Source organism: Micromonospora mangrovicola (assembly GCF_047200535.1).
GTDB lineage: Bacteria > Actinomycetota > Actinomycetes > Mycobacteriales > Micromonosporaceae > Micromonospora.
In genome coordinates this window covers 1-13,192 of sequence record NZ_JBJZOG010000054.1, presented here as the reverse complement: position 1 = coordinate 13,192, position 13,192 = coordinate 1, and the positions used below count along the sequence as shown (strand labels likewise).

The following is a 13,192-nucleotide window of genomic DNA, read 5'->3' as shown; positions in this document are numbered from 1 at the left end:
GTCGACCCGGCCGTGCCGGGGATCGGGCGCCGCACCGGGAGTACCGGGTGCCCTCGGCGACCCACGCTCGCGCGAGCTGGCTCCGCGTCGCGGTTGACTGGAGTCTGCCATGGAAGCGCTCCCACTACAACGGTGCAGACAGACAGGCAGCTCGATGTTTCGATCTCGTGTTGGGGCTTTGACAAACCGGTGACGGGCGTTACAGTCACAAGCATCGCCGATGGGAGCGCTTCCATCGACGGAGATGCACGAACAAGATCGTCGGGCACATCCGTGCCCGACGCCCAGAACCCGGAGGCTGACGACGGGCCAGCCCGGACGCCGCCGTCAACCGTCACCCACCGACATGAAGGGAGGTGGAACCAGAGCCACTCGCGTGGCCCGGCTCCCGCGCGACACGCACGGCAGGACGCCAATTCCACACGTGCGTGTGCATCGCAGGTGGGGACGGGGGTTGCCCTCCCCCGTCCCCACACTAAACCCCCGTTGTCAACGGGAAAAGAGGCCGACGGGACAGGCGTGACACGCCGCCCGGCCGGCCTCCTTCGCTATCCGCACCACCCTTTCGCCGCTCGCCCACGCCCCCCCCGAGCGACACCCGCCCACCAATTCTCCGGCCGCCCGACCGGCCGCACCGGCCCGCCCACGGAACGCGGCCGGCCGCGGTCGGCCTATGCTGGGAGCGCTCCCGGCCGTCGGGCGGCCAGTCACTCCGAGGAGAACATCCATGTCGCTACTCACCCGACGGCGCCTGCTGCGTCGTGCCGCCGCCTCCGCGACCGCCGCGGGCGCGGCCCAGGCCGGCCGCGCCGGCGCGGTCGCGGCGGGGATCGCCGCCAGCTCCGCCGCCGTCGCCGGTTGCGACGACGTGCCGGACGACACCCCCGACCACGCGCACGGGCCGCTGCGCTTCCCGCCGGACTTCGGCTGGGGCGCGGCCACCTCGGCGTACCAGATCGAGGGCGCGGCCAAGGAGGACGGGCGGGGCGAATCCGTCTGGGACACCTTCAGCCACACCCCGGGCCGCACCCGCAACGGGGACACCGGCGACGTCGCCGCCGACCACTACCACCGGTACGCCGCGGACCTCGACATCCTGCGCGACCTCGGCCTGCGCAGCTACCGCTTCTCGATTTCCTGGCCCCGCATCCAGGCCGACGGTTCCGGCAAGCCCAACCAGCGCGGCCTCGACTTCTACCGCCGGCTGATCGACGGGCTGCACGACCGGGGCATCGCCCCGATGGCCACCCTGTTCCACTGGGACCTCCCCCAGGCCCTCCAGGACACCGGCGGTTGGGAGAACCGGGACACCGCCGAACGCTTCGCCGAGTACGCCGACGCGATGTTCCGCGCCCTCGGCGACCGGGTGCCGGCCTGGCTGACCATCAACGAGCCGAAGACCGTGGTGCAGAACGGCTACATCTGGGGCCACCACGCGCCCGGCCAGCAGGACCCGGCGGCGGCCTACCTGGTCGCCCACCACCTCCAGCTCGCCCACGGCCTCGCCGTGCGCGCGCTGCGCGCCAGCGACGCGACCGGCCGGATCGGCCCCGCGCTGAACCTGCACCCGTGCTACCCGGCCGACGACACCGCCGAGGCCGCGACGGCCACCCGGCTGTACGACGGCTACGAGAACCGCCTCTACCTCGACTCGATCCTCAAGGGCGCGTACCCGCAGGACGTGCTGGCCGACCTGGGCCCGGACAGCCGCATGGTCCGGGGCGTCCGCGACGGCGACCTGGCCGTCATCTCCAGCCCGGTCGACCTGCTCGCGGTCCAGTACTACACCCCGATCTACGTCACCGGTCAGGGCGACACGGTGCGGAAGTGGCCGACCTCCGAGGCCGAGTGGCAGCAGATCCACCCCGAGGGGATGTACGACATCCTGACCCGGGTCACCCGCGACTACGGCCGGATCCCGCTCACCGTCACCGAGAACGGGCTGCCCTGCCCGGACGAGCTCGGCGCGGACGGCACCGTCGACGACAGCGCCCGGATCGACTTCCTCCGCGACCACTTCGCCGCCGCCCACCGGGCGATGCGGGACGGGGTGCCGCTGGAGAGCTACCACGTCTGGTCGCTGCTGGACAACTTCGAGTGGGCCGAGGGCTACGAGCAGCGGTGGGGCCTGGTCTACGTGGACTACCCCACGCAGCGCCGGGTGCTCAAGCGCAGCGCGCACTGGTACCGCACGGTGATCCGCAACAACGGCCTTTAGCCGTCACGGCCCGGCCGGTGGCAGCGCCGCCGGCCGGGCCGTGACGGGCGGGGCTCAGCGGGGCAGCGCCTGCTGCAACTCCGCCCGCAGCGCCGGGGTGAGCATCTCACCGGCCTGCTTCGCCAGCCGCGCCATCTCGTAGCCGACCACCCCGATGTCGGCCTCCGCCGCGGCCAGGGTGGCCAGGATCGAGCCGTCCCGGATCTGCATCACCAGAAAGTAGCCGCGACCCATCTCCACCACGGTCTGCTTGACGACGTCCCCGTCGAACATCTGGGCGGCGCCCGCGGTGATGCTCATCAGGCCCGAGGTCACCGCCGCCAGCTTGTCCGCGTGGTCGCGGGGCAGGTGGGCGGAGATCGCCACCAGCAGGCCGTCGGAGGAGACCACCACGGCGTGGGCCACCCCGGGGACCCGCTCCGCGAACGCGTTCACCAGCCAGCTGAGGTCACGGGCCTCCTGGCTCAACGTCGTCACTGTCGTCGCCCTCCTTCGCTGCGCGGCATGTAGATCTCCCTGGTCTCCTCGGCCTCCGCCCGGCGCACCCCGCTGTAGTAGCGGGAGAGCATGCCGCCGACCGCGTCCGGATCCGGTTCGTGGCGCGGCGCCGCCCCGGTCGGACGCGCGCTTTCGGTGACCGCGGCGAGCTGGGCCATCGGTACGCGCACCGGCAGGCCCCGCTCGTTGGTCCCTGCCGTGACGGGCGTCGCGGCCGGCGGCGGCGTCACACCGAGGCGGGATGACGACGGACCCTGGCGGGAGAACCACCCGCCACCGGCCGGCGCCGCCGGGGTCAGCACGTTCTCGGCCCGGACCGGCGGACGGTTCTGCCGGGGTACGGCCGGCGGCGGCCCGGCGGGCGCGGCCCCGGGGCGCCGGCCCGGCGGCGGCCCGGCCGGCGCGACGGGCGGCACCGGCGCGGCGGGCACCCCCGGCACCGGACCGGCCGGCACGACCGGCGGCACCGGCGCGGCGGGCATGCCCGGCACCGGGTTCGCGGCGGGCGCGGGCTGCGCTCCCGCAAGAGCGGTCGGCGACGGGCGCTGCCACGCCGGCGGCGGCTCGGCCGCGGCGCGGGGCGGCGACACGGGGGGGCCGCCCGCCGACGCGCCCGGGCGGCGGCCCGCCACCGGCAACTCGCCCGGCGGCCCGCCGAACGCCCCGGCCGGTGACATCGTGGCCCGGGACGCCGCCGCCACCTGGCTGGTCAGCATCCGCGGCGCGGCCGGCTGGTCCAGCTCAGCGGGGGCGGCGGCCAGCAGGTCGGCGGGAAGCCGGATCGCCGCGATGAGACCCTCCTGGCCGCCGCGCAGCCGCACCTGCACCCCGTGCCGTGCGCTCAGGTGGCTGACCACGAACAGACCCATCCGCTCGGAGGCCGCCACGTCGGCGGCCGGCGGCTCGGCCAGCACGTCGTTCGCCTCCGACAACGCTGCCGGGCTCATCCCGAGCCCCTGGTCGATGATCTCCACCGCCGCCCCGGTGCCCTCGGCCCGCGCGACGACCTGCACGACAGTGTCCGGGCGGGAGAAGGCGGTGGCGTTCTCCAGAAGCTCGGCGAAGAGGTGCACCAGGTCACCCACCGCGTGCCCGACCAGGTGCAGCTCGGCTCGGGACTCGTGGCGCACCCGCTGGTACTGCTCGATCTCGGCGCTCGCCGCCAGCAGCACCGCGCCCAGGCCGACCGGCCGGTTCCACCGCCGGCTGGACTCCGTGCCGGCGAGCACCAGCAGGCTCTCGTCGTTGCGTCGCATGCGGGCGGCGAGATGGTCCAGCTTGAACAGGTTCTCCAGCTGGTCCGGATCGCTCTCCTCGCGTTCCAGCTCGTCGAGGAGCTCGAGCTGCCGTTCGACCAGCACCTGGCTGCGTCGGGCCAGGTTGACGAACATCGCGTTGACATTGCGCCGCATCCGCGCCTGATCGACCGCGACGTCGACGGCGCTGCGGTGCACCGCCACGAACGCCTCGGCCAGCTCGCCGAGCTCGTCCTGGCTGGTGATGACCGCCGGCGCCACGTCGATCGCGCCGACCGGACGGTCCACCGCGCGCAGCCGGCCCAGGGTGAGCGGCAGTTCGACCTGCGCGATCCGCAGCGCCTGGCCGCGCAGCAGCCGCATCGAGCGGGCGAGCGAACGGCCGACGAGCAGCGAGATCAGCACGGCGACCAGGAGCACCGCCAGGATGCCGCCGACCACCAGCAGGGTGTCCCGCAGTTGCCGTGTGCTGGCGCCGTCGGCCTCGCGTACGGCGTCGTCGAGGACCTCTCTCTCCAACTGGCGCAGCAGTTCCTGCCGCTGCTCGCTGGCCGCCCACCACTGCGGCGCGGGCAGCAGGGCCGGCTCGGCGGAGCCCTTGGGCAGGGTCTTCTCCTCCAGCTTGGTGGCCGACACGAACGCCGGGTCCAGCGACGTCCGGTCGTAGCGGCGGATCTGCTCGGTGGTAGCCGCCACCCGGAACGCGCCCAGCGCGGTGAGCTGCTGTGCCCGCAGGTCGGTCAGGGTGACCTGGTCGTCGACGTCGTACCGGCCGGCTCGGGCGGCCGCGTAGAGCTCGGCCCGGATCCGCGAGGACAGCTCCTTGACGCGGGAGAGCTGCACGTAGCGCAGCACGGCGTCGGTGAGCGCCCGCTGGTCGTCCCCGGGCGAGGGCTCGGCCAGCAGGTCGAGCAGCGTGGAGATGGCCCGGTGGTAGTTGCTCAGGATGGTTTCGCTGCTGAGCACCGCCGGCGGAATCGCGGCACGGATGTAGATGACCTGGTCGTACGCCTCCAGAACCTCGGCGTACGCGACCCGCCAGGCGGCCCCGGCGTCGGCGAGCGGCTCGGCCGCGTTTCGCAGCTCGGACATCGCCCGGTCGGACGCGGTCTGCAACGGCTCAAGCGCGGCGATCGCCGCGTCCCGGTCGGCACCGCTGGCGGCCTTCCGCAGCGCGCCCAGCTCACCCGCGGCGCGGTCCCGCTCCTGCTGGAGCCGGTCCACGACGGTGGTGATCTGCCTACCGATGCCGACCTGCTGCGCGAAGTCGCTCAGCGCGGTGGTCTGCCCCACCAGCCCCCGGGTCTGCACGGCCGCCAGCACCAGGAAGGCGAGCGTCGGGATGACCAGCACGGTGGCGAGCTTGGTGCGGATCCGCCAGTCCCGCAACCGAAGGACCGACCGCCGCCGGGCCGCCGCCCGCCGGTCCCCGGAGGGACTGCGCGACTGCCGCGCCGTCGCGCCGCCGGCCGGGTCGGGACCTGTGCCCACGCTACCTCCTCGGTCCCCCCTCGACTCCGCCGCGACGGGGAGCGGGGTCCATCCAACCAGGCCCCCGGTCGGTGTCAACGGGCTGCCCAGCCTCGCGACCAGGAAGGTCAGCGCGGCGGGCCACCGCCTACGGTGTTCGGCGCGCTCGGCTCATCCGTCCGGCCGATACCGACGAGATGTGGCGCCTCGGCGATCCGTCCCGTCGCCACCAGCACGGCGCCGGTCGCCCCGACCTCGGGGTTGCGCTGGTGGCGCACGGTCCGCGGGGCCAGCGCATCGGTGAACGCGCCGCGCCACCAGGCGGAGGCGGCCATCGCGCCGCCGCCCAGCACCACCTCGGTCGGGCCCTCCACGGCAGACTCCAGCAGGGCGAGATCATCGGCGACCAGCCGGCACAGGCCGGTCATCAGCCCGGCGAGGAGGTCCACTGCGGAGGTGCTGAAGCTCAGTCCGCGCAACTCCCCCGAACCGGCGGGCGCGATCCCGGGCGGCCGATCCCCACCGAACCGGGAGTTGGCCCACACGTGCGGGCTACGGTCCGCCCGGGCCAGCCCGGCCTCCAACGCGGCCCCCTGGGGCAGCCGCAGCGTCCGGGCGGCCCAGGCGTACAGGTTTCCCCCGCTGGAGTACGCCGCCCCGGTGACCACGTGCTCGTGGTCGACCCGGTAACGCCAGACCTCGTCGGGCAGCGGCGGCAGGTCGGTCCCGGCCGGGACCGGCTGGATCAGGCGGACCGCGGCCGAGGTGCCGACGGTCACCGCCGCCCGGGTCGGGTCGACGCAGCCGGAGCCGACGTTGGAGGCGGCTCCGTCGCCGACCGGCGCGGCCCAGCGCGCCTCGGCCAGCTGCGGCCAGCGCCGGGCGTGCTCGGCACGCAGCCGGCCGTGCCACCCACGCGGGGCCAGCGTCGGCAGGTCCTCGGGGCGTACGCCGGCCAGCTCACCCGCCTCGATGTCCCACTCCAACCGGCGCAGGTCCAGCAGCCCGGTGCCGGAGGCCATCGACATCGACATCGGCACCTCGTCGAGCAGCACGCCCAGCACGTACTCGACCAGCCCGACGAACCGGCCGACCGGGGCGCCGACCCGCTCCCGCAGCCAGGGCAGCCGCACCGACCAGTAGCAGCGGTGCCACCAGGCGCCGGTACGCCGGTGGAACGCCTCGGGGTCGACCGGTCCCCGGGCGCCGGGAAGCGGGGCCGGCCGGGTGTCCAGCCAGGTCAGCACCGGCCCGAGCGGCTCGCCGTCGCCGCCCAGCGGCAGCACCGAGTGCCACTGCGCCGAGGTCGCGACCAGCTCGATGTCCCGCAGGTGCCCGCCGGCGGCCAGCTCGTCCAGGCACTCGAGGAGGCCGGCCAGGTAGGTCGGGCCGTCCAGGGTGCCGGTGCCGTCCTCGCCGGTGGTCAGGTGCACCTTCCGGCGGGCCAGCGCGCCGGGCCGGGGGGTGGCGTCCGCGTCCAGCACCAGTCCGCGTACGGACGAGGTGCCCAGGTCGAGAGCGAGGATGTTCATCGTCGATCAACCTACCCGCCGGGGGCAGGGCCGAAGCCAAGATCCGCGCGCCGGGGCGGCGATCGGGTTCCCGAGCCCGGCGCGGTCGCGTACAGTGATCGCCATGCTCGCGCACCTGTTCTGCTGGTGGCCCGCCGACCCGGCGGCCCACCCCCGCGCGTAGCTTCCCGACGCGGCCGCCCGACGAGGCGGCCGCCGGTCTCTCCCCGGCGCACCGGGTCGCCCGTTCGGCGGCCACCGGCCCACCGAGGAGACCCCGATGACCCGCCCGACCGACCCGCTGGCCGCCGTCGCCGCCGGCGCCACCCCCGGCCCGTTCGCGCTCGTCCGCCGCGCCGGCGCCGACCACGTGGAGCTGTTCACCGGCACGGTACGCACGGCTGACCGGCTCGCCGACATCCCGTTGCCCGAGGGCGCTCCCGGGCCACGCACCCTGGCCCTGGTCCCGTACCGGCAGATCGCCGAGCGCGGGTTCGCCTGCGTCGACGACGGCACCCCGCTGGAGTGCCTGGTGATCGCCGAGCACCGCCGGATCCCCCTCGACGAGGTGGTAGCCGCCCTGCCCGCCGCGCCGGTGGGAACCCGGGACGCGGCCTTCGACATCTCCGACGCGGAGTACGCGACCATGGTCGGCCGGGTGCTCGCCGAGGAGATCGGTCACGGCGCGGGCGCCAACTTCGTCATCCACCGCACCCTGCGGGCCGCCGTGCAGGGCACGCCGCTGGTGGCGGCCCTGGCCGCGCTGCGTCGGCTGCTGCTGGGCGAGCGCGGCGCGTACTGGACCTTCGTCGTGCACACCGGCAGCCGCATCCTGGTCGGGGCGAGCCCGGAGCGGCACGTCAGCGTCGACGACGGCCTAGTCATGATGAATCCGATCAGCGGCACCTTCCGGCACACCGGCGCGACGGCCGAGCGGGACGCGCTGCTGCGCTTCCTCGCCGACCCGAAGGAGGTCGAGGAGCTGTACATGGTGCTCGACGAGGAGCTGAAGATGATGGCCACCGTCGCCGAGCACGGCGGCCAGGTGGTCGGGCCGTACCTGAAGGAGATGGCGCACCTGGCGCACACCGAGTACCTGCTGGCCGGGCGGGGCTCCCGGGACGTGCGGGAGGTGCTGCGGGAGACCATGTTCGCCCCGACGGTCACCGGCAGCCCGATGGAGAACGCCTGCCGGGTGATCGCCCGGCACGAGCGGACCGGCCGCGGCTACTACGCCGGGGTGCTCGCCCTGCTGGGCCGCGACGCCGAGGGCCGGCAGACCCTCGACGCGCCGATCCTGATCCGGACCGCCGAGCTGTCCCCCACCGGCGAGCTGCGGGTGCCGGTCGGGGCGACCCTGGTCCGGCACTCCACCGCCGAGGGCGAGGTGGCCGAGACGCACGCCAAGGCGGCCGGGGTACTGGCCGCTTTCGGCCTCGGCCCGCAGGCCCCGCAGCCCGCCGACCCGGCCGCCGCGCCGCGCCTGGCCGACGACCCGGAGGTACGCGCCGCCCTCGCCGCCCGCAACACGCCACTGGCCCGGTTCTGGCTCGACCAGCGCACCCCGGGAGCGGCCGCCCTGCCCGGACTGACCGGCCGCCGGGCGCTGATCGTGGACGGTGAGGACACCTTCACCGGGATGCTCGCCCACCAGCTGCGCGCGCTCGGCCTGGACGTGGCCCGCCGCGACTGGCACCGCCCCGGCCCCGTCGACGGGCACGACCTGGTGGTGGTCGGTCCCGGCCCGGGTGACCCGAACGACCTGGCCGAGCCGAAGATGGCGGCGCTGCGCGCGCTGCTGGCGGAGCTGCTCGGGACCGGCCGCCCGACCCTGGCCGTCTGCCTCGGCCACCAGCTGCTGGCCGGGCTGCTCGGACTGCCGCTGCACCGGCGGGACGCGCCGTACCAGGGACTGCCGCGCGACGTCCGACTGTTCGGCGCGATCCGCCGGGTGGGCTTCTACTCCAGCTTCACCGCCCGCGCGGACGGGGACCGGCTGGCCACCGCGTACGGCCCGGCGGAGCTGTCCCGCGACCCGGCGGACGGTGCGGTGCACGCGCTGCGCGGGTCCGGCTTCGCGGGTGTGCAGTTCCACCCGGAGTCGGTGCTCAGCCGCGACGGCATGGCGGTGCTCGCGGACCTGCTCGGGCATCTGCTCGCCCGTCCGGCGCTGACCGGGCATGGATCCGCCGATCGCGGGTAGGGCCAACGGCGGCCGGTGGTTCGGGCGGGTCCGAGAGCCCCCGCCCGGGCCGCCGGTCCCCGTGCCGGGTCAGCCGGCCATGCCCCGCTTCAGGGCGGCGCCGATCTCCACCGCCCGCTTCGCGGTCAGCGCGCTCGCCGCCAGGGCCACGTGGTCCGGCGGGATCTCCCCGTTGTTGCTGGTGTGCGACGCGCCGTAGGGGTTGCCGGCAACGAACTGGCTGGGGTCGGTGTAGCCGGGGGTCACCACGAAACCGCCCCAGTGGTAGAAGACCGTGAACAGCGACAGCAGGGTCGACTCCTGGCCGCCGTGCGAAGTGGCCGTCGAGGTGAAGCCGCCGTAGACCTTGTTGGCCAGCGCGCCCCGGGCCCAGAGCGGCCCGGTGGTGTCGATGAACTGCTTGAGCTGCGCGGCGATCATCCCGTAGCGGGTGGGTGAGCCCATCAGCACCACGTCGGCCCAGGACAGGTCGTCCGGCTCGGCCTCCATCACGTCCTGCGTCTCCAGCCGGTGGGCCTGCCAGCCCGAATTCGAGCGGATCGCCTCGTCGGGCGCCAGCTCACGCACCTTGCGCAGGCGCACCTCGGCACCCGCCTCACCGGCTGCCTCGCACGCCGACTGCGCCATCTGGTAGGTGATACCGGTCGCGCTGTAGTAGATCACCGCGCACTTGACCTGGCCATCCATCAGCCGTTTCCTCCTCGCTTGGGGTCAGCTCGGCCGACTACCCGTTGGTTGCGGCGTCAAACGGCGGGTGGGGGCAGGCGTCCGTTTACCACCGTCGATCACTTGCCATGGCTCAAGATTTGCGCAAGTTCCACGGTCAACCGGCTCCCGCGATCCCGGCACCGGGGATCCTGTTCGCACCGGTGCCGGCGAAGGCCGCCGCCCCGCACCGGGAACCTGAACGGGGGATCGCGCTCCGCCGGCGACATGGCTGGCGTAGCGCGATCAGGGGTGGGCTCTCCTGCCGCTCCTCCTATTCGCCCGATTTCTCCGGCATGCCGTCCACCCGCTCGGGGATCCTCTCGGTGACCCGCGAGAGGAAGGACGAACCCATGCGGCTGACCGAACAGCAGGTCCGATCGCTGTACGGGCAGGACGTCCAGGACCGCTCGGGAGCGAGGATCGGCAGCGTGGACCAGGTCTGGGCCGACGCCGCCGGCGAGCCCACCTGGGTCAGCGTGCGGACCGGCGGCACGGCCCGCGACGAATCGATGGCCCCGCTGCACGCCGCCCGGCTGCAGGAAGGCCGGGTGCGGCTGCCGTACGACCGGGCGACCGTGCGGGGCGCCCCCGCCGTGGAGAGCGGCACCGACCAACCCCTCGGCGTCGATCAACTCACCCTGCTCTACCGGCACTACCAGTTGCCCGGACAGGGCGCGGTCCGGCAGCCGCAGCGGCCGCCACCGCGGGCGACCGGTCCGCCGGAGCTGGTCCGGTCCGAGGAGCGGGCGCGGTTCGGCACCACCCGGGAGCCGGTCGGCACCGCCCGGCTGCGCAGGCGTGTGGTGACCGAGAACGTGCACGCCACGGTGCCCGTCGAGCACGACGAGGTGACCGTGGTGCACGAACCGGTCACCCAGCCGCGCGACGTGCCCACCGGTCTCGGCGAGGACCAGCGCGACATGGTCCTCTACGCCGAGCGTCCGGTCGTGGTCAAGGAACGCGTCCCGGTCGAGCGGGTCCGGCTCGCCCGGGACGAGATCGTCGAGGAGCGACCGGCACACGCGCAGGTCCGCCGGGAACTCGTCGACGCGGACGTACCGGAGCGGGTACGCCGCGGCCGGTGACGCCCCGGGCGGGTGGGTGGCCCCCACCCGCCCGCACCCGGCGCGACATGTCGGCCCGGCCGCCTATGCTGGCCGTCCACGATCGACGGGAGGCGGCCGTGCCGGTACGGCTCACCGGCGCCGAGGCGCTGGCGCTGCGCATGACCAGCCTGTTGCTGCGCCCGCACCCGGTGGCCCGCCCGCAGGGCGTGGCCGAGGTGGTGAAGTGGTTCGGCGCCATGCAGGCCCAGGATGCGGCGAGCGGCGAGTGGTCGCTCGGCGTACGGCTGCCCGGCCGCAGCCAGGCCGACGTGCGCGCGGCGCTGGAGCGGCGCGAGGCGCTGCGGACCTGGCCGATGCGCGGCACGGTCCACCTGGTGCCGTCCCGCGACGCCCACTGGATGCTGGCGGTGACCGGGATCCGCGCCCTGGCCGGCGCGGCGGCCCGCCGGGCGCAGCTCGGCCTCGACGAGGACGACGCGGACCGCGCGGCCGACGTGCTGGGCACCGCGCTGGCCGGCGGCGGCCGGCTCACCCGCGCCGAGTGTCTGGCCGCGCTCGGCGCCGCCGGCCTCGACACCGCCGGGCAACGCGGCTACCACCTGCTCTGGTACGCGAGCCAGCGCGGCGTCACCTGCATCGCCCCGCAGGTCGGCAAGGAGCAGACGTTCGCCCTGCTCGACGAGTGGGTGCCCGACCCGCGCCGGCCCGACCGGGACGAGGCGCTCGGCCTGCTCGCCCTGCGCTACGTGCGCAGCCACGGTCCGGTCGGCCCGCACGACCTGGCCCGGTGGTCCGGGCTGACCGTCACCGACGCCCGGCGCGGCCTCGCGGTGGCCGGCGACGCCCTCGCCCCGGTGACCGTGGACGGCTCCGAGGCGCTGGTCGACGCGGCGCTGCTCGACGCGCCCCGCACGCCGGTCGACGACCTGCACACGCTGCCCGGCTTCGACGAGTACCTGCTCGGCTTCAAGGACCGCACGCTGATGCTCGACCCGGCGCACGCCACCGCCGTGGTTCCCGGCAACAACGGGGTGTTCCAGTCCACCGTGGTGCGCGCCGGCCGGGTCGTCGGCACCTGGAAGCGGACGGTGGGGAAATCCGCCGTCACGGTGACCGTGCGGCAGCTGACCCCGTTCGACGCCGCGCTCCGGTCCCGGGTCCGATCGGCGCTGGCCGGCTACGCCGCCTACCTCGGCCTGCCGTTGCGCCACTCCTGGTGACGACGGGCCGCCACCCGATCGTCCGCGCCGCCACCGGCAGTCCGGGCGATGGCCCGGGCCAGGTCGGCCGGGGTGTCGAGGTCGGCGGGCGAACCGGCGCCGTCGCAGGGCATCCTGGTCACCAGGTCGGCCCGGGCCCGCAGGAAGTCCCGAGCCCCGCGGTCACCCGTCGCGTACGGCGCGAGCAGCGACCACGTGGCGCGGCTCAGCAGCACGGGATGCCCGATCCGCCCGGCGTAGGTGGCGACCGCGACCGGCGCGCCGGCCGTGTGCGCGGCGCACACCCGGCGCACCGCCGCCGGATCCAACGCCGGCTGGTCGACGAGCACCACCACGGCGGCGTCGACGTGCCCGGGCAACGATGCCAGGCCGCGGCGGAGCGAGGTGCCCAGTCCCTCCCGCCAGCGCGGGTTGGCGACCAGCACCGCCCCGGGTAGCTCGGGCAGCACGTCGGCGCCCGCGCCGGCCACGACGTGCACCAGGGGGCAGCCGCCCGCGCGGAGCAGGCGTACCGCCCGACGAACGAGGGGTTCTCCGTCCAGTTCGACCAGCGCCTTGGGGCGGCCGAGCCGACGTCCGGCCCCGGCGGCGAGCAGCAGCCCGGCGACCGTCATCGCAGCGACGCCGCCGGCCGACGGTCGCGGTCCGCGCCGCGGTGGATCGGGCCGTGCCGGCTGTGCAGCGCCCGGCCGCTGCCGCCGTTGCGCCGGGCCACCACCTCCGCGGCGATCGCCAGCGCGGTCTCCGCAGCAGCGGAATCTCGTACCGCGGGTCGTGGCCGAGCAGGCAGAGCACCGTGGCCGGGTCGACCGGGGTGTCGGCCAGCCAGCGGTGCGGCCAGGCCCGGTGGACCTCGTGCGCGTCCGGGAACCGGTGGGTGGTGGTGAACGCCGGCCGTGGGTCGCAGACGGTGACGTGGTAGCCGAGCCCGCCGCCGATCCGGCTGAGCGCGGCGGCGACGGCGGTGGCGCCGAACAGCACCATCCGCGGGGCGATCGGCACCGCCTGGACCAGCACCCGCACGCCCGGTCGGGCGGCGCG

Annotated in this window: 9 protein-coding genes and 1 pseudogene; 4 read left to right on the top strand and 6 right to left on the bottom strand. The window is 75.1% G+C overall.

Translation table 11 applies throughout. The features are described from left to right. The first annotated feature begins 727 nt into the window (after positions 1–727). On the top strand, positions 728–2,218 hold the full coding sequence (locus ACL02O_RS20940) for a GH1 family beta-glucosidase (protein WP_412819808.1): 1,491 nt from the start codon (positions 728–730) through the stop codon (positions 2,216–2,218). A gap of 54 nt (positions 2,219–2,272) precedes the next feature. Here the strand turns inward: ACL02O_RS20940 and ACL02O_RS20935 are convergent, their stop codons facing one another. The 3 genes from ACL02O_RS20935 to ACL02O_RS20925 all read right to left on the bottom strand — a co-directional run bounded on the left by ACL02O_RS20935 (position 2,273) and on the right by ACL02O_RS20925 (position 6,974). Next, positions 2,273–2,695 (bottom strand): roadblock/LC7 domain-containing protein, encoded by a 423-nt coding sequence (locus tag ACL02O_RS20935; RefSeq protein ID WP_123239419.1) that lies wholly within the window; start codon positions 2,693–2,695, stop codon positions 2,273–2,275. Next, the gene (locus tag ACL02O_RS20930; RefSeq protein ID WP_412819807.1) at positions 2,692–5,463 is read right to left on the bottom strand and encodes a sensor histidine kinase; all 2,772 of its coding nucleotides are present in this window, start codon (positions 5,461–5,463) and stop codon (positions 2,692–2,694) included. Before ACL02O_RS20930 ends, ACL02O_RS20935 begins: the two co-directional genes overlap by 4 nt. A 107-nt stretch (positions 5,464–5,570) precedes the next feature. Beyond that, a complete protein-coding gene (locus tag ACL02O_RS20925) occupies positions 5,571–6,974 on the bottom strand; it encodes an FGGY family carbohydrate kinase (protein ID WP_412819806.1) in 1,404 nt (467 codons plus the stop codon). 259 nt (positions 6,975–7,233) lie between these two features. Here ACL02O_RS20925 and ACL02O_RS20920 point away from each other — a divergent pair, with 259 nt between their 5' ends. Continuing rightward, positions 7,234–9,156, top strand: coding sequence for a chorismate-binding protein (locus tag ACL02O_RS20920; protein WP_412819805.1), 1,923 nt, complete (start codon positions 7,234–7,236; stop codon positions 9,154–9,156). A gap of 69 nt (positions 9,157–9,225) precedes the next feature. Here the strand turns inward: ACL02O_RS20920 and wrbA are convergent, their stop codons facing one another. Beyond that, the gene (gene wrbA / locus ACL02O_RS20915; RefSeq protein ID WP_412819804.1) at positions 9,226–9,843 is read right to left on the bottom strand and encodes an NAD(P)H:quinone oxidoreductase; all 618 of its coding nucleotides are present in this window, start codon (positions 9,841–9,843) and stop codon (positions 9,226–9,228) included. A gap of 371 nt (positions 9,844–10,214) precedes the next feature. Between wrbA and ACL02O_RS20910 the strand changes: the two genes are divergently transcribed. Continuing rightward, entirely contained in the window at positions 10,215–10,949 is a 735-nt protein-coding gene (locus tag ACL02O_RS20910; RefSeq protein WP_412819803.1) for a PRC and DUF2382 domain-containing protein, read from the top strand. 98 nt (positions 10,950–11,047) lie between these two features. Then, a complete protein-coding gene (locus ACL02O_RS20905; protein ID WP_412819802.1) occupies positions 11,048–12,151 on the top strand; it encodes a winged helix DNA-binding domain-containing protein in 1,104 nt (367 codons plus the stop codon). Here ACL02O_RS20905 and ACL02O_RS20900 read toward each other — a convergent pair. Both ACL02O_RS20900 and ACL02O_RS20895 read right to left on the bottom strand, forming a co-directional pair. Beyond that, positions 12,118–12,765, bottom strand: a complete 648-nt coding sequence (locus ACL02O_RS20900; protein ID WP_412819801.1) for a nucleotidyltransferase family protein — start codon at positions 12,763–12,765, stop codon at positions 12,118–12,120. The two genes, ACL02O_RS20905 and ACL02O_RS20900, sit on opposite strands and share 34 nt — an antisense overlap. Before the next feature lie 187 nt (positions 12,766–12,952). After that, positions 12,953–13,135 (bottom strand): annotated as a pseudogene (locus ACL02O_RS20895) (XdhC family protein); the annotation flags it as partial. Positions 13,136–13,192: the final 57 nt, after the last annotated feature.

Bases quoted from the DNA above. Each gene is read 5' to 3' on its own strand.
- ACL02O_RS20920 (WP_412819805.1), top strand. From the start codon at position 7,234: ATGACCCGCCCGACCGACCCGCTGGCCGCCGTCGCCGCCGGCGCCACC.
- ACL02O_RS20900 (WP_412819801.1), bottom strand. From the start codon at position 12,765: ATGACGGTCGCCGGGCTGCTGCTCGCCGCCGGGGCCGGACGTCGGCTC.
- ACL02O_RS20940 (WP_412819808.1), top strand. From the start codon at position 728: ATGTCGCTACTCACCCGACGGCGCCTGCTGCGTCGTGCCGCCGCCTCC.
- ACL02O_RS20925 (WP_412819806.1), bottom strand. From the start codon at position 6,974: ATGAACATCCTCGCTCTCGACCTGGGCACCTCGTCCGTACGCGGACTG.
- ACL02O_RS20910 (WP_412819803.1), top strand. From the start codon at position 10,215: ATGCGGCTGACCGAACAGCAGGTCCGATCGCTGTACGGGCAGGACGTC.
- wrbA (WP_412819804.1), bottom strand. From the start codon at position 9,843: ATGGATGGCCAGGTCAAGTGCGCGGTGATCTACTACAGCGCGACCGGT.